This window comes from Mycetocola sp. 2940, assembly GCF_040548835.1.
Lineage (GTDB): Bacteria > Actinomycetota > Actinomycetes > Actinomycetales > Microbacteriaceae > Mycetocola_A.
The window spans coordinates 49,728-71,399 of the sequence record NZ_JBEPSK010000001.1; the positions used below are offsets into that span (position 1 = coordinate 49,728).

The following is a 21,672-nucleotide window of genomic DNA, read 5'->3' on the forward strand; positions in this document are numbered from 1 at the left end:
GTCCCGGACGACAGGTCACGCGGACTTTCGTGCAGTCACCAGCAGGTATTCCCATTCGAGGTCGCCGGATCCCTTGTCGAAGCGCTTGCCCAGTTCGACCAGGTCGCGGTCGAGCGCGGCGACCCGCTCCGGATCGTCGGCGATGTTGCGGTAGGTCGCGATCGTGGGCCCGTACCGTTCCTTGAAGTAGTCGCGGAACGCCTCGGCGGAGTCGAAGGCGGTGACCGGCAGCGACTTCCGTGTCGCGGTGACGTCGGTCACCCGGTCGCCGAGCAACGAGCGAACGTGATCCTCGTCTCCCCACCGGGGCGGAGGTGTCGCACCGGGAGGGGGCGGCGCCGCGTACGGCTTCATGGTGGCGAACATCTGCCCGATGAAACCCTCGGGGGTCCAGTTGATGAGACCGACCGTTCCACCCGGCCGGCAGACTCTGAGCAGTTCGTTCGCGCTCACCTCGTGGTGCGGGGCGAACATGATCCCGACGACCGAGATGACCGTGTCGAACTCACCATCAGCGAAGGGGAGAGCCTCAGCGTCGGCCTGCCGCCACTCGAGGGATACACCCGCCTCGTCAGCCTTGCGCCTGCCGATGTCGAGCAACTCAGGGGTGAGGTCACTCGCGACGACGCTCGCTCCTGCCTGCGCCGCGGGAATGGCTGCGTTTCCCGACCCCGCCGCGATGTCGAGTACCCGCTGTCCGGCGCTGATGCCACAGGCGTGCACGATCGTCGCGCCCAGGTCGAGAAGGAGGTCGGACGCAAGCGTCGGGTAGTCCCCGAGCGCCCACATTGCACGATGTTTCGCTTTCAGCGCCTTGTCGGCGTCCGTTCCCGTGAGAACTTCCGTCATGGTTCTTCCCTTCGTTTCTGGCAGCACTGGCGTGCCGCTGCGTATGTTTTCCTCAGGATGCGCCGGACCGTCACGGGCAGGCAACCGGGTTCAGCGACGGAATTCGTGCGTAGCCGCCCATGCCGTTCGCCGGTAGGTTGACCCCATGGCAAAAGACGCAGTGATGCTCGCGGTTCCCGGTCCGACCGACGAGCGCGCCGTGCGCATCTCCAGTCCCACGCGGGTGCTGTGGCCCGAACCGGGCATCACGAAACTCGACCTCGCCACCTACCTGGTCGATGTCGGCGAGGCGTTCATCCGGGCCAACGGGAATCGCCCGGTGTCGCTTCAACGGTTCCCCGGCGGCATCGACGGCGAACAGTTCTTCTCCAAGAACCCGCCCAAGGGAGCTCCCGACTACGTCCGTTCGGTCCCCGTCGTCTACCCCAGCGGGCGGTCCCATCCGCAACTCGTCCTCGACGAGCCTGCCGCCGCCGTCTGGGCCGCGCAGATGAACACCGTCGTGTTCCACCCGTGGCCGTCGCGGGCCGACAACTCCGACAATCCCGACCAGCTGCGCATCGACCTCGACCCGCAACCGGGCACCGACTTCGACGACGCCGTTCCCGCCGCATTCGCCCTCCGCACCGTGCTCGAGGAGGCGGGTCTGACCGCCTTCGTCAAGACCAGCGGCAACCGCGGCATCCACGTGTTCGCGCCGATCGACCCGGTACGGGAGTTCCTCGACGTCCGACATGCGGTCATTGCCGCCGCCCGGGAACTGGAACGACGGATGCCGGACAAGGTCACCACCAAGTGGTGGAAGGAGGAACGCGGCGAGCGGATCTTCGTCGACTTCAACCAGGCCAACCGTGACCGCACCATGGCTGGCGCATACAGCCCGAGGGCACTCGCCCATGCGCCGGTGTCGTGCCCGCTGGAGTGGGACGAACTCGAGAGCGCCGACCCCACGGCGTACACCATCCTGACGGTGCCCGACCGGTTGCGCACGGTCGGTGACCCGTGGGCGAACCTGCACGAGAAGCCCGGCACCATCGACGTCCTGCTCGAGTGGTGGGAGCGCGACGTGTCGAACGGCCAGGGCGAGCTGCCGTTCCCGCCTGACTTCCCGAAGATGCCGGGGGAGCCGCCCCGCGTGCAGCCGAGCCGCAAGAACGCCGAGAACTGGGACGGCGACCTCCCGAAAAAAGGCGACTAGTCGGTGACCCATCTGTCAACAGGACAAGGCCGCTGAAATGGTGCACTTCTTCCTGTAGAGCGTCGGTTTCGTGAATCCGATCCTGTTGAGCGTTTGGTTGGCCCGTACGACTAGTCGAGGACGTCGCTGAGGTCATAGGCGATCGGCCGGTCGAGCTGGTCGAAGGTGCACGACGTCGCCTCGCGGTCAGGCCGCCAGCGGAAGAACTGCACGGTGTGCCGAAAGCGCATGCCCTCCATCTGGTCGTACTGCACCTCGGCCACCCGCGTCGGCTCCAGCGGTACGAACGAGACGTCCTTGCTGCCGCTGAACCGGCTGCGATCCGTTGCGGCGCTCGCGATCTCGCCGTTCTCATCCCGCTGCACCAGGGGAGCAAGCTCGTCGACGAGCTCGAGCCGTCGGGCGTTGCTGAAGGCGGATGCTCCTCCGACGTTCCGCAGGACGCCGCTCTCGTCGTAGAGGCCGAGCAGCAGCGAACCGACACCCGCACCGCTCTTGTGGACGCGGTAGCCGATGATCACCACGTCGGCACTCCTGTGGTGCTTGATCTTCAGCATCAGCCGTTTACCGGGCGCGTAGCCGGCGGAGAGCGGCTTGGCGATCACACCGTCGAGCCCGGCTCCCTCGAACTCGACCAGCCAGTTCCGGGCCAGTCCGACGTCGCGTGTGGTCCGGGTGAGGTGCAGCGGGTGCTCCGCCGAGCCGACGAGCTCCTCCAGGCGGGTCCGACGCTCGGCAAACGGCACGTCGAGGGTGCTCTCGCCGTCCTGCCCGAGAAGGTCGAAGGCGACGAACATGGCCGGGGTCTCGGCAGCGAGCATCCGCACCCGGCTCTCGGCCGGGTGGATGCGCGCGGTCAGCGCTTCCCAGTCGAGACGCTGGCTGCCGGGCTCGCCCGTCGGTACGACGATTTCGCCGTCGAGGACGCAGGGTCCAGGCAGGAGCCGGGCGAGGGCATCCGTCAGTTCGGGGAAGTACCGGGTGAGCATCTTGGCCCCGCGGCTGCCGATCTCCACCGTGTCGCCGTTGAAGGAGACGATCGCGCGGAACCCGTCCCACTTCGGTTCGTAGCTCAGGCCGCCGTCGACGCTGTCAGGCTCGGGGACCGCGTCGACTGCTTTGGCGAGCATGGGGGAGGGGAGCGCCGAAGTTTCCATGGCTCGATCCTGCCGTACCCGCGGGTCGCGGCGACAGTGGCAGCACTGACCCCGCGTCAACCCGTGTCGCGTCGGCGAGCGCCGGTGTTAGCGTCGTGCCACTGTGCAGACCTTCCTCCCGTACCCGTCCTTCGCCGAAAGCGCGCGTGTTCTCGACCGTTCGCGCCTCGGCAAACAGCGGGTGGAAGCGCTGCAACTGCTCCGCGCGGTGACGATCCCCACCTACGGCTGGCGTAACCACCCGGCGGCGAAGATGTGGCGCGGATACGTTCCGGCGCTGACCCGGTACGGCCTGGAGATGACGGATGCCTGGATCGAGCGCGGGCACTCCGACACGGTCCGCGCGCAGGTGCTGCTGTTCGCCCCGGAGGTGGAGATCATCGGTCAGGACGACCTCGACCTGCCGCCGTGGCTCGGCGACGAAGCGCTCCACCTCAGCCACCGATCGAACCTGATTCGCAAGGACCCGGCGCACTACGGACCGTTGTTCCCCGGCGTCCCCGACGATCTGCCCTATGTCTGGCCCGCGCCCACCCGATAGCGCCGGCCGGGCCATGGTGGGAATCTCCGGCTGGCGGTATAAGCCCTGGCGGTCGGTGTTCTACCCGAAGGGCCTCGCGCAGAAGAACGAACTGGCCTACGTGGCGGAACGCCTGGACTCGGTCGAGATCAACGGGTCGTTCTATTCGCTGCAGACGCCGGCCAACTACCAGCGTTGGGCCGCCGAGGTGCCCGATGACTTCGTGTTCGCGGTGAAGGGCAGCCGATACCTCACCCATCTCCTCCGGCTGCGCAACGCAGCCACGGCACTGCCCAACTTCTTCGCGTCGGGGCTGCTCGCCCTCGGGCCGAAACTCGGCCCCGTTCTCTGGCAGCTTCCACCGAACCTGGCGTTCGATCCCGAATCGGTGCGCTCGTTCCTCGCAGCGCTGCCACGGACGACAGCGTCGGCGGTGGAGTTCGCCCGCGGTCACGACGAACGGCTCGATGGCCGTGCCTGGCTCGAGACCGACGCGGACCGGCCGATCCGGCACTGTGTCGAGGTGCGGCATCCGAGTTTCGATTGTGACGAATTCGTCGAGCTCATGCGCGAACAGGACGCCGGCATCGTCGTCGCCGACAGCGCCGGTCATTTCCCGCAACTGTTCGAGGTGACGTCGGACGTCGTCTACGTGCGGTTGCACGGCGCGGAGGAGCTGTACGTGAGCGGATACCCGGAGGAGGCGCTGCGGGAATGGGCCGCGCGCATCGACGGCTGGCGCACCGGTGCCACCGTTCCCGACCGCCTGCCACGCGACGTCTACGTGTACTGCGACAACGACGTCAAGGTGCGGGCGCCGTACGACGCCATGCGCCTCCGGGAGCTCCTCTCGAGAGCCGACTGACCTCTCAGCCTCGCTCTGCGGAACGTTCGGCCAGGAACGCATGCACCGACGAGATCACGACGGAGCCTTCGCCGACCGCCGACGCCACCCGCTTCACCGAGCCACGGCGCACGTCGCCGATCGCGAAGAAGCCGGGCACCGATCCTTCCAGCACCCCCGGCGGCCGCTCATGCGACCAGGCGCGCCTCCCACCTTCGAGCACGACATCGCTTCCGGTCCAGACGAACCCCCAGTCGTCGCGGAGCACCTGCTCCGGCAGCCATCCGGTGTGGGGAGCCGCGCCGATCGTGATGAACAGCGCGTTCGAAGGAACCGTCGTCTCCTCACCGGTGCCTCGATGCCGCAGCACCAGGTGGTCGAGCCGGTCGCCAGACCCCCCGCCTCCGATGACCTTCGCCTCGGTGAGCACGGCAACGCCCGCCGCCTCCAGCTCTTCGATGAGGTACGCCGACATGCTGGCGGCGAGGTTGGGGCCGCGCACGATCAGCGAGACGGATGCCGCATAGCGGGCCAGGTGCAACGCCGCCTGACCTGCGGAGTTGCCCCCGCCGACGACGTGCACGATCCTCCCCGTCTGCGCCTTGGCCTCGACTGCGGAGGCGCCGTAGAAGACGGCGGAGCCCACCCACGGGTCGAGTCCGGGGATCGAGAGCCTGCGGTACGACACGCCACTCGCCAGCACCACCGCACGGGCGCGCACACTGTCACCCGGGGCGACCCGGATCACGAAGCCGTCGTCGTCGATCTCCATACCGACCACCTCGCGGGTGTGGGCGAAGCGGGTACCGAAGACCCAGGCCTGTTGGTACGCGCGTTCGGAGAGCTCGGCGCCTGAGACGCCCCGGGAGAACCCGAGGTAGTTCCGGATCAGCGAACTCGACCCGGCCTGGCCGCCGATGGACTCCCGTTCGAGCACGAGAGTGTCCAGGCCCTCTGAGGCGGCGTAGACGGCGGCGGCCAGCCCACCGGGCCCGGCGCCGACGATCACGAGGTCGACGGTGTGCGAGGGGAGTGTGGTGGTGAGGCCGACGGCATCCGCGAGTTCCGCGTTGGTGGGGTCGACGAGAAGTCGGCCGTCGGCGAGGCGCACGGCAGGGGCGTCAGACTCGGGCCGCCCGGTGTCGGCGGCCGTGGTTTCGGCCAGCGGCGACCCGGGGGCGGCATAACGGAACCGGATGCCGGCCCGCGACAGGAACCGGCGGATCTCGTGTACCCGGGGCAGCCCGTCCCGGCCGAGCACGATCGCGTCGGGGGAATGGTTACCGGCCGCGCGCTCCCATTCGAGCAGGAACTCGGTGACGGTGCGGTGGAAGTATTCGTCGGGGCTGTGCCGGGGCTGCACGACGTAGTAGTCGATCAGGGTGCGGGTCATGGCGGAGAAGATCGACTGGGCGACATCCGGGTCCACCCATGAGCCCCACCGCACGACCAGACCGCGGCGGACGTCGGGGAACAGCCGGCGCGCCACGTCGAAGATGGTGCCGTCGTCCTTGTCCTCCGTGAGGTCGTCGGAAAGCACCAGGGCGACAGGACTCCCGGCATCTGCGGCGGACCGCAGCAGGTGTGCGGACTCTGCCGCGCTCGCCGAGGAGAGGATGCGATAACTCGCTGAATAGCGTCGGGAGAGTTCCGCGGCCAGTTGTTCCCTCGTGTCATCGGCGGCCGCGCAAGCCAGGATGATCGGTTCGGTGCTCGTCGTGTCCGTGTCACTGGCCATGTCGCACCCTTCACCCGCTTTGCCCGGCCGAAACCGCGGCCGGATGCCGCCACAGTACCCCTGGCCCCGGGATCCCACCACCGGGTTATTGGCGGGGTGGACGGAACGGCGGGATCGTTCCAGAATTTGCAGATGAATCCCTCGCGAGCGATTCGAACGCCTGACCAGCGCCTCCGGGTCTTCGTCAGTTCGACCCTGAAGGAGCTGGCTCCGGAGCGCAAGGCGGCGCGCACCGCCATCGAACGTCTTCACCTCGCCCCGGTGATGTTCGAGCTCGGGGCACGACCTCACCCGCCCCGCGACCTGTACCGCTCCTACCTGGCCCAGAGCGACATTTTCGTGGGGTTGTACGGGGACCGGTACGGCTGGGTCGCGCCGGGTGAAGACGTGTCGGGTCTGGCGGACGAATACCTGTTGTCGTCTCCGACGATGCCGAAGCTGATCTACATCCGCGAGTCTGATGCGAGGGAACCGCGACTCACCGACCTGCTCGATCGCATCCGCTCAGACGACACTGCGTCGTTCAAGTACTTCTCCGACGCCGGCGAGTTGCGGGGGCTTCTCGAGGCGGACCTCGCGACGCTCCTTGCCGAGCGCTTCGACCTCGGCAGGAACGGGGACCCGGTCGAAGAACCACGGGAGGAGGAAGTCGCTGTTCCTGCAGAGTCGGTCCGGCTGCCGGTGCCGCTCACCGGCCTGGTCGGTCGGGAGCGGGAGCTGAACGCCATCGCTCCGATGCTCATGGGTGCGTCGACCCGGCTTCTCACCCTCACCGGCCCTGGCGGCATCGGCAAGACCCGGCTGGCCATCGCGGTGGCCGGGCGCGTGGGCGACGCCTTTCCGGACGGTGTGGTGTTCGTCGATTTCTCGCCGGTGCACGATCCGACTCTCGTGCCTCACACGATTGCCCAGGCCATGGGCGTTCGGGACACAGGAGACGCTCCCATCGCTGAGAAGCTCGCCATGGCGCTCCGCGGCCGCAGGATGCTCCTTCTGCTCGACAACTTCGAGCAGATCGTGGACGGCGCCCCCACGCTCGCTGACCTGCTCGCCGAAGCACCGGATCTCAGCCTCCTGGTCACGAGCCGCAGCCTGCTCCGACTGTCGGTCGAGCACAGCTACCCGGTCGGGCCACTCGACCTGCCCACCGAGAGGACGGGTGCCGACCCGGGTGCGGTGGTCGGGGTCCCCGCCGTCGCGCTTTTTCTCGAGCGCGCCCGCGCCGTGAAGCCGGACTTCGAGGTCACGTCGGTGAACGTCGACGCCGTCGTCGGAATTTGTGCAGCATTGGACGGCTTACCGCTCGCCATCGAGCTGGCGGCAGCGAAGATCCGCGTCCTGTCGCCGGCGTCGATACTTACGAAGCTCGACCACCTGTTGCCGTTTCTGGGTGGCGGGCCCCGTGACCTGCCTGCCCGCCAGCAGACCCTCCGGCAGACGATCGAGTGGAGCACACAGATGCTTGGCGGCGACGAGAAGAGTCTCCTCGCCGCGATCGGGGTGTTCGATGGCGGGTTCTCGTTGGAGGCGATCGAATCGGTCTGGGACCCCGGCGCCGACACACTCGGTGCTCTGGGCACCCTCGCCGACAACAGTCTCGTGCGTCAACAGGACAAGGGCGATCGTTCCTACTACTCCGTTCTGGCCACGGTGCGGGCCTATGCACTCGAACAGCTCGAGTCATTGGGGATCCTCGCCGACGTGCGGGAACGACACGCCCGATACTTCATCTCGGTTGGGCTGGAGGCAGCCGCGGGGCTGGTCGGTCCGTCGCAGCAGGAGTGGATGGCGAAGCTCGCCGACGACTCAGACAACCTCCGCGCAACGGGGCGATACCTTCTCGAGCAGAAGGACTGGGACCGGGCGGCCGCCTTCGCGTGGTCGTTGTACGTCTTCTGGTGGGTGGGCGGACATCTGGGAGAGGTGCGCGGCTGGATGGAGACGATCCTGAGTTCCCGGGCTTCGGTCACCGGCCGCACCCGGGCGATTGCCCTCTATTTCACACACGCGATCACGTTCTGGCTGGACTCCGAGGGACAGGTGGTGCCCGGCCTTCGTGAGGGTGCTGAGCTGTTCCATCGCGCGGGAGACTCTTCAGGCGAGGGACTGACCCGAATCTCGCTTGGGCTGGCCCTGCTCCTCGGGCCCGAAGCTGACGCGGCCAGTGGCGGAGAGCAGCTCGAGTCCAGCCTGACGCTGTTCCGCAACGCCGGTGACGCGCGAGGGGAGGCGATGGCGCTCGTCACCCTCGGACACGTTGCCCTGTTACAGGACGACGTCGACGGCGCGCTCGAGCGGTTCACCGCGAGTGTGGCACTCTCCCGACGGCAGGGTGACCAACTCACCGAAGCGATCGCGCTGCACCACCTCGGATGGGCGCATCTTTTGCTCGACGCCATTCCGGAGGCACAGGCGTCGTTCGCCGCCAGCCTCCGCCTGTCACTGAATCTCGGCCACCACGAAGAGAACGCCCACGGTCTGGAAGGCATGGTTGCGATCTCAGCTTCCCGCGGCGATCTCGAGCGCGCCGGTCGCCTGCTCGGAGCCGCCGAACGGCTGAGGGAGCAGACGGGGCTCTACAACGCACCGGCGATCTCCTTCCTCCCCGACTGGATCGCCCCCATTCTCGCCGGCGAATCCGCTCCGACGTTCGACCGGGCCCGGGAGACAGGGCGGGCCCTCACGCCCACACAAGCCGTTGAGGAGGCCCTGAACGTGCCTCTCCTGCAGGAGACGAGGGGTGGACGCAGTGACCGGATCGTTCCAGAATTTTCAGATGAATCCCTCGCGAGCGATTCGAACGCCTGACCAGCGCCTCCGTGTCTTCGTCAGCTCGACTCTGAAAGAGCTGGCGCCGGAGCGCAAGGCGGCGCGCACCGCGATCGAGCGCCTGCACCTCGCGCCGGTGATGTTCGAACTCGGCGCACGGCCCCACCCCCCACGCGACCTCTATCGCGCCTACCTGGCGCAGAGCGATGTCTTCGTCGGCCTGTATGGGGATCGGTACGGCTGGGTTGCGCCCGGGGAGGAGGTGTCGGGTCTCGCTGACGAATACCTCCTGTCGGCCCGGTCGATGCCCAAGCTGATCTACATCCGGGAGTCGGAGGCGAGGGAACCCCGTCTCACCGACCTGCTCGATCGCATCCGCTCAGACGATTCAGCGTCGTTCAAGTACTTCTCCGACGCACGCGAACTGCGGGGTCTCATCGAAGCGGACCTCGCCATCCTTCTCGCTGAGCGATTCGACCAGAGCAGGGACGAACTGACGGCTGCACCTCCTGAGGCGCCACCGGCGGTCATCGATTCGGACGACGCGGTGATCCTGCCCGTGCCGCTCACCGAACTGATCGGCCGCGACAAGGAACTCGAATCCCTCGAACGGATACTGCGGGGCGGGTCCACCCGGTTGCTGACGCTCACCGGACCGGGCGGTATCGGCAAGAGCCGGCTCGCCATCGCGGCAGCAGCAAGGGTCCGCGACGCTTTCGACGGTGGGGTGCGGTTCGTCGACTTCTCAGCAGTACACGACCCGGCGCTCGTCCCTGTCGCCCTTGCACAGGCTTTGGGAGTGCGTGATGACGGTGACAGCCCGCTGTTCGAGAAACTGACGATGGCGCTGCGCGCTCGCCGAATGCTGCTGATCCTGGACAACTTCGAGCAGATCGTCGATGCGGCTCCGACACTGACGCAGCTGCTGACGGCGGTCCCGGATTTGACCCTTCTCGTCACCAGCCGCGCTCTCCTCCGGGTGTCAGTGGAGCGCAGCTTCGCGGTCGGGCCCCTAGCGCTTCCTGCGCCGGGGGCGGCGATCACACCCGACGCGATTGTGCGGGTGCCGGCGGTTGAGCTGTTCGTCGAGCGCGCTCACGCGGTGAAGCCGGACTTCGAGGTGACCGAGGCCAATATGGGAGCGGTTGCCGGCATCAGCGCGGCACTGGACGGTGTACCACTCGCGCTGGAACTGGCGGCGGCGAAGATCCGGGTCCTGTCGCCCGCGGCCATCCTCCAACGGCTTGACCGCCTGCTGCCGTTCCTCGGGGGCGGGCCGCGTGATCTTCCGGCGAGGCAGCAGACGCTGCGACGCACCATCGAGTGGAGCACGCAGATGCTCGGCGACGACGAGAAAGACCTCCTCGCCGCCATCGGAGTGTTCGAGGGCGGGTTCGCACTCGAGGCGATCGAAGCGGTGTGGGATCCGACGCCCAGCGCCGACACCCTGGGCGCACTCGGCGCACTCGTCGACAGCAGCCTCGTGCAACAGCAGGACCGCGGAAGCCGTTCCTGGTTCTCGGTGCTGGCGACGGTTCGCGCGTACGCTCTCGAGCAACTCGAGGCGGCTGGGACCCTGGCCGACTTCCGCGAGCGGCACGCCCGCTACTTCCTCGCGATCGGGGTCGAAGCCGAGCCCGAACTCGAAGGCCCGAAGCAACGGGAGTGGATGGTGAGGCTCACCGACGATCGGGACAATCTCCGGGCAACGGCGCGGTACCTCCTCGAGCGGGAGGACTGGGATCGCGCCGCCGAGTTCGTCTGGACGCTGTACATCTACTGGTGGTTGGGCGGCCACTTCGGGGAGGTGCGCCGGTGGATGGAGTCCGTACTGGCATCCGGCGCGCCGGTCGAGGACCTCACCCGCGCCGTGGCCTTGTACTACGCGCGTGCTACCGCCTTCTGGCAGGATCCGGACGGCCAAGTGATACCCGGCCTCCTGGAAAGCGCCGAGCTGTTCCGCCGGGCAGGCGACCCTCCAGGCGAAGCCCTGACCCGGATTACGCTCGCGCTGGCGTTGCTCGCCGCACGTGAACCCGACCCCGCCGGAGCAGCCGAGCATCTCGAGTCGAGCCTGGACATCTTCCGCAGCGCCGGGGACAGGTGGGGGCAGGGGATGGCGCTGGTCACCCTGGGGCGGGTGGCCCTGCTGCAGCACGATGTTCAGGCCGCCCTCGACCGGTTCCAGGACAGCCTGACCCTCGCTCGAGCGCAGCAGGACGAACTCAGCGAGACCATTGCCCTGCACCACCTCGGCTGGGCCCAGATCCTGCTCGGGGCGCTTCCCGCAGCGCAGGCGTCGTTCGATGAGAGTCTCACCCTGTCGCTCGGCCTCGCGCACGACGAGGGAATCGCGTACGGCCTGGAAGGCATGGTGGCGACAGCCGCATCGCTCGGCGACCTCGAGCGTGCTGGTCGTCTCCTTGGAGCTGCCGAACGGCTGCGGGAGCAGAGCGGCATCTACAACGCTCCGTCGTTCTCGTTCCACCAGCAGTGGGTCGGGCAGATCCTGGCGAGCGACGGAGCATCGGCGTTCGAGCAGGCCCGAGCAGCTGGGCGGAGCCTCTCGGCTCGGGCAGCGGCTGAGGAAGCATTGCGCCTCCCCGCACAGGCAGGCACGGGAGGAGGCCCAGAAGATGGCTGACCACGAGACCGGGGGATCGGAAGGACGCACGCGCCCCGCGCGCGGTGATGACGGCATCCGACCGCTTACGAAAGCGGTCGCCGTGCTAGTGCTGCCCTTCCTCGCGGCCGCGGTCGTGCTGCTGTATGGGTTTCCGGCAGACACCGAGCGGTTGTTCGCGTGGACGATCCAGCCGCCTCTCACCGCCATGGTGCTTGGGGCGGCCTACGCCGGAGGCATCTGGTTTTTTCTTCAGGTGCTCAGACAGGATCGCTGGCACCGGGTCAGGCATGGGTTCCCGGCGGTCGTGCTCTTCGCGACGCTCCTGGCGATCGCCACGGTGCTCCACTGGGACCGTTTCCACTTCGGCCACATCTCGTTCATCACCTGGGCGACGCTCTATCTCGTCAGCCCGGTGCTGCTGCTGGGCGTCCTCGTGGTGAACTGGCGGGCGGATCGAGGCAGACCGGATGCCGTCGATACGACGATCTCTCGCCCGGTGCGCATTCTGCTCGCCATCTTCGGGGCGGTTTCGCTGGCAACCGGCCTGGTGCTCTTCTTCAACCCGGCTGTGGCCATCGGCTCGTGGGCGTGGGAGCTCACGCCGTTGACCGCGCGCGTGGTCGGAACGGTGCTCACCCTTCCCGGCACCGTGCACATCTGGCTGCTGGTCGACTCCCGCTGGAGCGCGTTCCGCTGGATCTTCCAGGCGCAGATGGTGAGCCTGGTCCTCCTCAACCTCGCCGTCGTCCTCTGCCGGGACCAGCTGCTGTGGGAGAACGCGGTCACCCTGCCGGTGGTGGTCACCCTCAGCGTGGCGCTCGTCGCGTACGCGGTTTTGTATCTGTACTGCGATCGTCGTGCTCGCCGAGGCGCGGAACAGGCACCCCACACTCGGAGAAGCGCTGTCAACCCCGAGGCGTGACAGACGGGTCTGACCCGCAGGCGTAATAGTCTTCGTACATGTCATTGCTGACGAGCCACCTCGATCTCATCGCCCCCTGGCTCGGATCCCAACGCTGGTTCGCCAGCAAAGGACGCCTTCCCGAGCTCCAACTGATTGGCAGCTGGCAGATCCCAGCCGTCGACGCCCGCGTGCACACGCACCTGATCATGGACCATGGCGCGACCGTTCCCGTGCTCTACCAGGTGCCCGTCACCGAGCGGACATCACCCCTCGACGACGGCGATGCGGCGTTGATCGGCACCTACGCTGACGGGAACGACACCGTCCACTTGTACGACGGACCCCACGACCCCGCCTACGCCGAAGCGCTGCTGCGCATGATCACCGCGAACGCCGCCGCGGTTTCCGAAGGGGCGGATGCCACCGGCCGCGCTTTCGCGAACCTCGACCTGACGACGATCCTCGCCGCTCGGGTCCTCCGTGGGGAACAGTCCAACACCTCCATCATCTACCGCGTCACGACCCCGGACGGACCCCTCCGGGTGATCTGCAAGGTCTTCCGGGCGCTGCACCACGGTGAGAACCCTGACGTCGTGCTGCAGTCAGCCCTGGCGGCGGCGGGATCCGAGAGTGTGCCGCACTCGATCGGATGCATCGAAGGGGAGTGGGACGACTCCGGGCAACCCGGAGGCCGCGCCCGCGGGCACCTCGCATTCGCCCAGGAGTTCCTGGCGGGCGCCGAAGACGCGTGGCGCTTCGCGTTGCGTGCCAGTGAAGCCGGGGAGGACTTCACCACAGACGCCCATGCTCTCGGGGTCGTTACCGCCGAAGTGCACCGCACCCTGGCAGAGGCCTTCGGAACCCTTTCCCCGTCGGCGGAGAACGTCGCCGAAACCCTCGCCAGCTGGCAGGCGCGGCTCCAACTTGCGATCGATGAAGTCCCTGCCATCGCCGAACTTCGCGAGCCGATCGAGCGCCTGTATTCCACCGCCGGGAACCTGGACTGGCCTGCGCTGCAGCGCATCCACGGCGACTACCACCTCGGCCAGGTCCTGCTCGCCGACGGTCACTGGATCCTCCTCGACTTCGAGGGTGAACCGATGCGACCCATGCTCGAACGATCCCGGCCAGACTTCGCCCTCCGCGACGTCGCCGGCATGCTCCGCAGCTTCGACTACGTGGCCGGATCGCTCGGCAGCACGGAACACGCCGCAGCATGGACGAGTGCGTCCCGCCACGCCTTCCTCGACGGCTACATCGCTGAGTCCGGGACGGACCTCCGCGCCCACCGCGAACTCCTCGACGCGTTCGAGATGGACAAGGCCGTGTACGAGGCCGTGTACGAGGCACGCAACAGGCCCGACTGGCTCACCATCCCGCTGACGGCGCTGCGGCGGCTCGCCGCCCGCGCCCGCTGATCAGCGGCGCTGGAGCAGGCCCCGCACGAACGCGGCCTGGCCGACGTGCTCGAGGTCGTCGGCGAGCACACTGACGAGCCGGACTCCGAGCGTGACGGCCGGGGTCCAGTTTTCGTCGACGATCCGGTCGAGTTCCGTTTTCGACACCCCGGCAACAAGATGCATCGTGCGGTCATGCACCTCGTCGAAATAACCGAGCAGCAGGTCCGGAGAGTCCACCACCACGGCGGCGACCTCGTCGCTCGAGTGACCGAAGCCCGTGTCGGCCGGGGAAAGGGTCAGCCGGAACCGGTCGACCCACCCCGCTGAGAGCCAGATCTGATCGGTGTCGAGGATGTCGGCGATGTGGTCGTCCTGGATCCGTGTGAGGTGCCAGATCAGCCAGGCGATGGAATTCGCGTCCGGGTCAACCCGCGCCATCAGCGTTCGCGCGTCGAGGCCTTTCACCGTGCGGTGGACGCTCTCGGCCACCCTCCCGAAAGCATCCGTCAGAAGGTCTGCGCCGGTCATGAAGATCTCCTCTGTACGTTCGAGTAGGAGGGTTGCCGCAGGCGGCGTTCCCACGGGTACCAGTCAGAACCCGGCAGCGGGTTCCGCATCGGGTCGAACCGGTCCGACGTGTCGATCGCTTGCTCGGGCGAGCGGCCGAGTTCGACGATCGCGAACGGATACCAGCGCCCGGCCGTCGTCGCGGAATAGAGGCGCAGGCGCCAGGTCGTTTTTTCGAGCGCCCTGGCCAGGGCGGACGGTTCCGTCGGGAGGCTCGCCGGCTCGATCGTGCGGGCGGCGATAAGGACAGGACCCCGCGCCGATCGATAGGGGAACAGGGTCGTGAACCGGGCACGGGATGGTGACCGCTGGAACGCCAGCCAGAATCGTGAGGGAAAGCCGAAGCCGGTCGACGCGAGAACCAGGTCGGCGGGACCGGTGGGGAGCGAAAGCCGAAGCGCCAGCCCGATGACGTCGGGCAGCGGAGCGGGCACGCCGAGCGACCGGGAGGCCCGCGCCGAAACGGCGATTTCGGCCGAGACAGGATCATCGAAACAGGACAAGCCGGTGGGGGCGCTGCCGGTGAGGAACCGCACGGTCCCTTCGAGCGCGACGCCGTGAGGATGGATCGGACGCGGATGCCGCCACCGCTGCAGCAGCGCGAACACGTTCGCGAGCAGGTGGCCGACAGCGGCTGCGGTGTCGGGCTTCCGGGTGCCGGTCATCGGGTTCCGTCCTCGCCTCGGCCGACCCGGAGAGCCAGAGCGATCAACGGCGCCTGCAGCGGCAGCCGCGCCAGCGCGATCAGCCGGACCGTCGGAGGTTGTCTTCGCACCACCCGGACGGTGCGGACGTTCGCCGGAAAGACGGCGACGAGGAACACCGCCGAAAGCAGACCGCCCAGGTTGCGGAACCGGGATGCTACGAGACCGGCGAGAAGGAACTCGGCCATCCCCGACGCCCACGTCCACATGCGGCTGGAGCCAGGCAGGCCCCGGGGCACGATCGCATCGAAGATGGCCGGACGCAGGAAATGCAGCGTCCCGGTCACCGCGAACAGGCCGGCCAGGGCCGTTCCCGCCCACTGGGCCGGAGGAGTCGTCTTCGCACTCATCCAGCCACAGTAGGGGATTAGCGGGTGTTTCCGCGACGGACGCGGGCTCCTAAGGACGCGGGGTCCAGCGTGCGGTTCCGGGTACCGCGGGGCCGGTGGGCCAGCGAAGCACCGCGGCCACGCCCGCGCGCTCCGGCAGCCGACCGGATTCGACGAACAACAGCCGGGAGTCAGCGACGAGCCCCGCCCTGGCCAGGGCGAGCGCCGCCGGAACCGACTCCAGCACCTTTGCGCCGAGCGCTTCCTCCGGGGCAGAGGCCACCCACGGTTCGGAGGCGAGTGCGAACAGCGGCCGGTCGCCGAGCGCATCGAGGTCGAGGAGTATGGTCTCCACCTGCCCCTGCTGCAAGGAGTGGATCACCGCACCGACCCCGACGGCGCCGTTCTCGAAGTCGCCGGCCGACAGGCGGTCGATCGCCGCGGTTTCGTCCTTTGCGCGAAGCTCGTCGAGCTTCGAGGCGACATGGTCGTTGAGCGCTCCGCGCGATGACCCGGCGGCCCGCACATGGGTCGCGACCGTCGATGCGATCTCCCGCGATGCCGGTGCGAGCTCCTCAACGAGGAGCTGCACAGCGCGGAGGTCGCCGGCCAGGACGATCAGGCGGGGCCGCAGTTCCCTGACCAATGCGTCGACCGCATCGGCCAGCTGGTTCTGGTTCTGCTTCCAGATCTCCTCCGAGTGGTGCTGGTACCGGCTGTGCGCCCAGCCGCCCGCCTGGACCTTGTTCAGGCTGTCCGTCCGCCCCTGCACGTCCTCACTGCGCAGCGCTGCGCTGTGGCGCGCCCGGAAAGCATGGATCTCTCCACCGTCCCTGCCCGCCTCGACGACGAGATACAACGCGTCGTTGCCGCGGTCGACGAGAAGGGGGAGCAGGTTCGGAACTTTCGTATGCGACACGATCTCGGCGGATGCCATCGGTCCGGCGAGAACCTCGTTCACCACCGGTTCTCCATCCGTAACCACCACGAATCGCGAACAGGGCCCGCCCACCCCGGTCGGCTCGGACAGGATCCGGTCGATGACGGCGCGGTCCTCGTCTGGCGCGCCTTCGGCGGCGAGGGAATCCTGGATGGATTGCCTGCGAGTCTCCGCATCCTGCCCTGAACCGTCGAACAGTGCGGCGGCCTCGACATGAACAACAGATGAACGTTCCTGGCGGCGCCACAGCGACGCCCAATCATGGAACTGTTCGTTGCGGATGTCGCGAGTCGCTTTCTCGTTCTCCACTGCTGGTCGGTTGGCCATGACGTCCTCCTCCGATGTGTGGCGTTACACCGGGGATCTACCAGATCGGCGACCGCACAGCGATGTAGCGATGGTTCCATGAAACCCTCGGAGGTCCAGACGCACAAGACCGAATTGCGGGTGCCGCCGGAATGCGAAATGCGCTTATCATCCGTCGTGCGAAAAAGCCAGCGAAAACCCCCGAAGAGGGAGGTCGGGCGTCGACAAACTAGATTTGTACCCGCGCCGTGCGAGAACTCGCCGGCGAAGTACACCAAGGAGATCGATGGAAACCTGGCCAGGAACCGCCTACCCGCTCGGTGCAACCTACGACGGAAGCGGCACGAACTTCGCCGTCTACAGCGAAGCTGCACACAAGATCGAGCTGTGCCTCTTCGATGAGGAGGGTGGCGACGAAACCAGGATCGAGCTGCGGGAGGTGGAGGCCTTCATCTGGCACTGCTACCTTCCCGAGGTCCAGCCTGGACAGCGTTACGGCTACCGTGTGCACGGTGACTACGACCCGAGCCACGGGAAGCGTGCGAACCCGAACAAGCTTCTCCTCGACCCGTATGCGAAGGCGACGTGCGGCACCAACGACTGGAGCCAGGCGTTGTTCTCGTACAACTTCGGCGACCCGGACTCGCGCAACGATGAGGACTCCGCCCCGCACACGATGCTCAGCGTTGTGGTCAACCCGTTCTTCGACTGGGCCGGCGACCGGCATCCGAGGGTCCCTTACGGCCAGAGCGTGATCTACGAGGCGCACGTGAAGGGTCTCACCCAGCTCAACGAGGCGATCCCCGAGTCTCAGCGCGGCACCTATTCCGGGATCGCCCACCCCGCCACGATCGAGCACCTCCTCAAGCTCGGCGTCACGGCGATCGAACTGATGCCGGTGCACCAGTTCGTGCAGGACTCCACGCTGCTCGACCAGGGCCTGAGTAACTACTGGGGCTACAACTCCATCGGTTTCTTCGCCCCGCACAGCGACTACTCGTCCACCGGCGAAGACGGCCAGCAGGTGCAGGAATTCAAGGGCATGGTCCGCTCGCTGCACGCAGCAGGCATCGAAGTCATCCTCGACGTCGTGTACAACCACACAGCAGAAGGCAACCACCTCGGCCCGACGCTGTCGTTCCGCGGCCTCGACAACGAGGCCTACTACCGCCTCGAAGACGACGACAAGCGGTACTACACCGATTACACCGGCACCGGCAACACGCTCAACGTGCGGCACCCGCACTCCCTGCAGCTCATCATGGACTCCCTTCGGTACTGGGTCACCGAGATGCACGTCGACGGTTTCCGGTTCGACCTCGCCAGCGCACTTGCGCGCGACCTGTACGAAGTCGACCGGCTCTCCACCTTCTTCGAACTCGTGCAGCAGGACCCGATCGTCTCCCAGGTGAAGCTCATCGCCGAGCCGTGGGACGTCGGCCCCGGCGGGTACCAGGTCGGCAACTTCCCTCCCCAGTGGACGGAATGGAACGGCAAGTACCGCGACACCGTACGCGACTTCTGGCGCGGCGAGCCGTCGACGCTCGCGGAGTTCGCGCAGCGGCTCACCGGCTCAGCCGACCTGTACGAGCACTCCGGCCGCCGGCCGGTCGCCTCGATCAACTTCGTCACCGCACACGACGGGTTCACCCTCCGCGACCTCGTGTCGTACAACGAGAAGCACAACGACGCCAACGGCGAAGGCAACAACGACGGCGAATCGCACAACCGTTCGTGGAACTCAGGTGCGGAAGGCGAGACCGACGACCCCACGGTGCTCGGGCTCCGGGCGCGCCAACAGCGCAACTTCATCGCCACCATGCTGCTGTCTCAGGGGGTGCCGATGCTCCTGCACGGCGACGAACTCGGACGGACCCAGCAGGGAAACAACAACGGGTACGCCCAGGACAACGAACTGACCTGGGTGCACTGGGACCAGGCGGACGCACCACTCGTTGAGTTCACCTCCGCCGTCGCGAGGCTGCGCAAGGAGCACCCGGTGTTCCGTCGCAGCCGCTTCTTCGACGGCCGGCCCGTTCGCCGAGGCGAAGGAGAGCCGCTGTCGGACATCGTCTGGCTCAACCGTGAAGGCGAAGAGATGCAGCCGGAAGACTGGGACGTGAAACTCGCCCGCACCGTCGGTGTGTTCTTCAACGGCCAGGGGATCCGCGAGCGTGATGCCCGCGGCCAGGCCATCACCGACGTCAACTTCCTGCTCTTCTTCAATGCGGATGCCGAAGACGCCGAGTTCACGCTTCCGCCCGAGGAGTACTCGAAGGCATGGGAGATCGTCGTCGACACCGCCGGTGAAGGCGCCGACTCCGTGCCCCGCAAGGCGGGATCGCTGCAGCACGTCGCCGCCCGGTCGCTCCTCGTCATGCGCGCGTACAGCGCTCCCGAAGCGGAACCGGACCACTCGGTGGCGGCATCCCTCGCCGTCCTCAGCGGATCGCAGCTCACGCACTCCACCGAAGTGAAGCCAGGAGCCGTAACGTGAAGCTCCCTCTGTCGACGTATCGTCTGCAGATCCGGGAGAGCTTCGACCTGAACGACGCCGGCGAGGTCACCGACTACGTGACCTCGCTCGGCGCCGACTGGCTCTACCTCTCGCCACTCCTCGTCGCCGAACCGGGCTCTGACCACGGTTATGACGTGATCGACCACTCGCGGATCGACCCGGTCCGCGGCGGCGCCGATGGCCTTGCCACGCTCGCGAGCGTCGCGCGCTCGGCCGGGCGCGGCATCCTCGTCGACATCGTGCCCAACCACATGGGCGTCGCGACGCCGTCGGCCAACGGCTGGTGGCAGGACCTGCTCACCCACGGCCAGGGCTCACGATATGCCGAAGCGTTCGACGTCGACTGGGACGCGGCGAACGGCAAGATCCGGATCCCCGTTCTCGGCGATGGCGACACCGAGCTCGACGCGCTGGAAATCACGAACGGGCAGCTGCGGTACTACGACAACGCGTTTCCCCTCGCTCCGGGCAGCGCCGACGACGGAGCGGACCCGCGGGTCGTCCACGGCCGGCAGAATTACGAGCTGGTGAATTGGCGCCGGGCGGACGCCGACCTCAACTATCGGCGGTTCTTCGCCGTGAACTCGCTCGCCGGCATCCGCGTCGAAGTGCCGTGGGTCTTCGCCGAGTCGCATGCTGAGATCGTTCGCTGGGTCCGCGAGGGGCTCGTGGACGGGCTGCGGGTGGACCACCCGGACGGCCTCGCCGACCCGGGCGGGTACCTCGATGCGCTTCAAGCGGCGACCGGGGGCACGTACGTGCTCGTCGAGAAAATCCTCGAGGGTGACGAGCAGCTTCCGCCGAGCTGGGCGACCGCCGGAACCACCGGATACGATGCGCTCGGCGACATCGACCGGGTCCTCGTCGACCCGGCAGGCAAGACCGCCCTCGACGCGCTCGAGAGCCGGCTTCAGGGCACCACCGTTGAGGCCGACGCGATCTGGCCCGAACTGATCTTCGAGAACAAGCGGCGCATCGCTGACGGCATCCTGCGCTCCGAAGTGCTGCGACTGGCGCGCCTGGTCCCCGAGGTTCCGGGGGCTGCCGATGCTCTCGCCGAACTCCTCGCCGCCTTTCCGGTGTACCGCTCGTATGTGCCGTTCGGCGAAGAGCACCTCCGGCACGCGGCGCGGATTGCGGCAGCGCGGCGCCCGGAACTGGCCGACCGCATCGACGCCCTCCTTCCGGTGCTGGCCGACCGGCAGCATCCGGCCGCTGTCCGGTTTCAGCAGACCTCCGGGATGGTCATGGCCAAGGGAGTCGAGGACACCGCCTTCTACCGGTTCAGTCGACTCACATCGCTCAACGAGGTCGGGGCTGAGCCGGGGGAGTTCTCGATCAGTGTCGACGACTTCCACTCCCGCCAGCAGCACCGCCAGGCGGTTCTCCCGGCATCGATGACCACGCTGTCGACCCACGACACGAAGCGTGGCGAAGACGTCCGCGCGCGCATCTCGGTGCTGGCGGAGATCCCCGCCGAGTGGGAAACCGTTCTCGGGCAACTGCGGGAGATCGCGCCGCTCGACGACGGTCCATTCGAAAAACTGCTGTGGGAAGCCGTTCTCGGCGCCTGGCCGATCAGCCGCGAACGGCTCGACGCCTACGCCGAGAAAGCATCGCGCGAGGCCGGAACGTCGACCACCTGGACGAACCCGGATGCGGCGTTCGAAGCGAGAATGCATGACCTCGTCGCCGCGATCTTCGAGGACGAGCGACTGAACGGCATCCTCACGACCTTCGTCGCCCGCGTGGAGCAGGCCGGCTGGTCGAACTCGCTCGGGGCGAAACTGCTGCAGCTCACCGCCCCCGGTGTTCCCGACGTGTACCAGGGCAGCGAACTGTGGGAGACGTCGCTCGTCGACCCCGATAACCGCCGCCAGGTGGACTTCGGAATCCGCCGTGAGTACCTGGCCCGGGTCGACCGGGGCTGGCTGCCGGAGGTCGATGAGACCGGTGCGGCGAAACTGCTGGTCACCTCGCGGGCGCTGCGGCTTCGCCGCGACAAGCCGGAATGGTTCTCCCGCTACCTTCCCGTCCCTGCCTACGGAAGCGCCGCAGACCACGTCGTCGCCTTCGACCGCGGGAACGCCGTGACCGTGGCGACGCGCCTGCCGCTGGGGCTGGAGGCGGCAGGCGGTTGGGCCGACACGACGCTCGAGCTTGCCGGTCACCGCTGGCTCGACGCGCTCACCGGCGAACGCTACGCCGGCGGGACGGTGCGACTCGCTGACCTTCTTCGGCAGTACCCGGTCGCCCTTCTCGTCACCGACGACTTCGACGATCACCGAGCGATGGGGAACTGA

The 21,672-nt window shown here is 67.6% G+C and carries 16 protein-coding genes; 9 read left to right on the top strand and 7 right to left on the bottom strand.

What is annotated here, in order from left to right; translation table 11 throughout:
• Positions 1-15 precede the first annotated feature (15 nt).
• The gene (locus tag ABIE24_RS00260; protein WP_354495680.1) at positions 16-849 is read right to left on the bottom strand and encodes a class I SAM-dependent methyltransferase; all 834 of its coding nucleotides are present in this window, start codon (positions 847-849) and stop codon (positions 16-18) included.
• Positions 850-994: 145 nt separating this feature from the next.
• On the opposite strand from ABIE24_RS00260, the gene ligD reads away from it, so the two are divergent.
• The gene (ligD, locus tag ABIE24_RS00265; RefSeq protein ID WP_354495682.1) at positions 995-2,047 is read left to right on the top strand and encodes a non-homologous end-joining DNA ligase; all 1,053 of its coding nucleotides are present in this window, start codon (positions 995-997) and stop codon (positions 2,045-2,047) included.
• A gap of 110 nt (positions 2,048-2,157) precedes the next feature.
• On the opposite strand, the gene ABIE24_RS00270 is transcribed toward ligD, so the two are convergent.
• Positions 2,158-3,204: an ATP-dependent DNA ligase gene (locus tag ABIE24_RS00270; protein WP_354495684.1), complete on the bottom strand. Its 1,047-nt coding sequence runs from the start codon at positions 3,202-3,204 to the stop codon at positions 2,158-2,160.
• Positions 3,205-3,307: 103 nt separating this feature from the next.
• On the opposite strand from ABIE24_RS00270, the gene ABIE24_RS00275 reads away from it, so the two are divergent.
• Entirely contained in the window at positions 3,308-3,745 is a 438-nt protein-coding gene (locus ABIE24_RS00275) for an MSMEG_6728 family protein (protein WP_354495686.1), read from the top strand.
• A complete protein-coding gene (locus ABIE24_RS00280) occupies positions 3,720-4,589 on the top strand; it encodes a DUF72 domain-containing protein (RefSeq protein WP_354495688.1) in 870 nt (289 codons plus the stop codon). Before ABIE24_RS00275 ends, ABIE24_RS00280 begins: the two co-directional genes overlap by 26 nt.
• 4 nt (positions 4,590-4,593) lie before the next feature.
• Here ABIE24_RS00280 and ABIE24_RS00285 read toward each other — a convergent pair whose 3' ends face one another.
• On the bottom strand, positions 4,594-6,306 hold the full coding sequence (locus ABIE24_RS00285; RefSeq protein ID WP_354495689.1) for an NAD(P)/FAD-dependent oxidoreductase: 1,713 nt from the start codon (positions 6,304-6,306) through the stop codon (positions 4,594-4,596).
• Between the two features lie 132 nt (positions 6,307-6,438).
• On the opposite strand from ABIE24_RS00285, the gene ABIE24_RS00290 reads away from it, so the two are divergent.
• The 4 genes from ABIE24_RS00290 to ABIE24_RS00305 are packed head-to-tail and all read left to right on the top strand — an operon-like array spanning position 6,439 to position 14,023.
• On the top strand, positions 6,439-9,114 hold the full coding sequence (locus ABIE24_RS00290; protein ID WP_354495691.1) for a DUF4062 domain-containing protein: 2,676 nt from the start codon (positions 6,439-6,441) through the stop codon (positions 9,112-9,114).
• Positions 9,083-11,719 (top strand): ATP-binding protein, encoded by a 2,637-nt coding sequence (locus ABIE24_RS00295; protein WP_354495693.1) that lies wholly within the window; start codon positions 9,083-9,085, stop codon positions 11,717-11,719. Before ABIE24_RS00290 ends, ABIE24_RS00295 begins: the two co-directional genes overlap by 32 nt.
• The gene (locus ABIE24_RS00300; RefSeq protein ID WP_354495694.1) at positions 11,712-12,623 is read left to right on the top strand and encodes a hypothetical protein; all 912 of its coding nucleotides are present in this window, start codon (positions 11,712-11,714) and stop codon (positions 12,621-12,623) included. Before ABIE24_RS00295 ends, ABIE24_RS00300 begins: the two co-directional genes overlap by 8 nt.
• A 38-nt stretch (positions 12,624-12,661) precedes the next feature.
• Entirely contained in the window at positions 12,662-14,023 is a 1,362-nt protein-coding gene (locus ABIE24_RS00305; RefSeq protein WP_354495696.1) for a maltokinase N-terminal cap-like domain-containing protein, read from the top strand.
• Here ABIE24_RS00305 and ABIE24_RS00310 read toward each other — a convergent pair whose 3' ends face one another.
• From ABIE24_RS00310 to ABIE24_RS00325, 4 genes are read right to left on the bottom strand one after another with little or no spacing between them, the layout of a single operon-like run.
• Positions 14,024-14,533: a mycothiol transferase gene (locus tag ABIE24_RS00310; RefSeq protein ID WP_354495697.1), complete on the bottom strand. Its 510-nt coding sequence runs from the start codon at positions 14,531-14,533 to the stop codon at positions 14,024-14,026.
• Positions 14,530-15,237 (bottom strand): hypothetical protein, encoded by a 708-nt coding sequence (locus ABIE24_RS00315; RefSeq protein WP_354495699.1) that lies wholly within the window; start codon positions 15,235-15,237, stop codon positions 14,530-14,532. Before ABIE24_RS00315 ends, ABIE24_RS00310 begins: the two co-directional genes overlap by 4 nt.
• Positions 15,234-15,626, bottom strand: a complete 393-nt coding sequence (locus ABIE24_RS00320; RefSeq protein ID WP_354495701.1) for a DoxX family protein — start codon at positions 15,624-15,626, stop codon at positions 15,234-15,236. Before ABIE24_RS00320 ends, ABIE24_RS00315 begins: the two co-directional genes overlap by 4 nt.
• A gap of 49 nt (positions 15,627-15,675) precedes the next feature.
• Complete coding sequence (locus tag ABIE24_RS00325) at positions 15,676-16,872, bottom strand: baeRF2 domain-containing protein (protein WP_354495703.1); 1,197 nt, start codon at positions 16,870-16,872, stop codon at positions 15,676-15,678.
• 265 nt (positions 16,873-17,137) lie between these two features.
• Between ABIE24_RS00325 and glgX the strand changes: the two genes are divergently transcribed.
• Together glgX and treY are read left to right on the top strand one after the other, a co-directional pair.
• Positions 17,138-19,348, top strand: a complete 2,211-nt coding sequence (glgX, locus tag ABIE24_RS00330; protein WP_354495705.1) for a glycogen debranching protein GlgX — start codon at positions 17,138-17,140, stop codon at positions 19,346-19,348.
• Positions 19,345-21,672, top strand: coding sequence for a malto-oligosyltrehalose synthase (gene treY / locus ABIE24_RS00335; RefSeq protein WP_354495707.1), 2,328 nt, complete (start codon positions 19,345-19,347; stop codon positions 21,670-21,672). Before glgX ends, treY begins: the two co-directional genes overlap by 4 nt.

Bases quoted from the DNA above. Each gene is read 5' to 3' on its own strand.
- ABIE24_RS00300 (WP_354495694.1), top strand. From the start codon at position 11,712: ATGGCTGACCACGAGACCGGGGGATCGGAAGGACGCACGCGCCCCGCG.
- ABIE24_RS00325 (WP_354495703.1), bottom strand. From the start codon at position 16,872: ATGGCCAACCGACCAGCAGTGGAGAACGAGAAAGCGACTCGCGACATC.
- ABIE24_RS00310 (WP_354495697.1), bottom strand. From the start codon at position 14,533: ATGACCGGCGCAGACCTTCTGACGGATGCTTTCGGGAGGGTGGCCGAG.
- ABIE24_RS00285 (WP_354495689.1), bottom strand. From the start codon at position 6,306: ATGGCCAGTGACACGGACACGACGAGCACCGAACCGATCATCCTGGCT.
- glgX (WP_354495705.1), top strand. From the start codon at position 17,138: ATGGAAACCTGGCCAGGAACCGCCTACCCGCTCGGTGCAACCTACGAC.
- ABIE24_RS00315 (WP_354495699.1), bottom strand. From the start codon at position 15,237: ATGACCGGCACCCGGAAGCCCGACACCGCAGCCGCTGTCGGCCACCTG.
- ABIE24_RS00260 (WP_354495680.1), bottom strand. From the start codon at position 849: ATGACGGAAGTTCTCACGGGAACGGACGCCGACAAGGCGCTGAAAGCG.
- ABIE24_RS00305 (WP_354495696.1), top strand. From the start codon at position 12,662: ATGTCATTGCTGACGAGCCACCTCGATCTCATCGCCCCCTGGCTCGGA.
- ligD (WP_354495682.1), top strand. From the start codon at position 995: ATGGCAAAAGACGCAGTGATGCTCGCGGTTCCCGGTCCGACCGACGAG.
- ABIE24_RS00295 (WP_354495693.1), top strand. From the start codon at position 9,083: ATGAATCCCTCGCGAGCGATTCGAACGCCTGACCAGCGCCTCCGTGTC.
- ABIE24_RS00270 (WP_354495684.1), bottom strand. From the start codon at position 3,204: ATGGAAACTTCGGCGCTCCCCTCCCCCATGCTCGCCAAAGCAGTCGAC.
- ABIE24_RS00320 (WP_354495701.1), bottom strand. From the start codon at position 15,626: ATGAGTGCGAAGACGACTCCTCCGGCCCAGTGGGCGGGAACGGCCCTG.
- ABIE24_RS00280 (WP_354495688.1), top strand. From the start codon at position 3,720: ATGTCTGGCCCGCGCCCACCCGATAGCGCCGGCCGGGCCATGGTGGGA.
- ABIE24_RS00290 (WP_354495691.1), top strand. From the start codon at position 6,439: ATGAATCCCTCGCGAGCGATTCGAACGCCTGACCAGCGCCTCCGGGTC.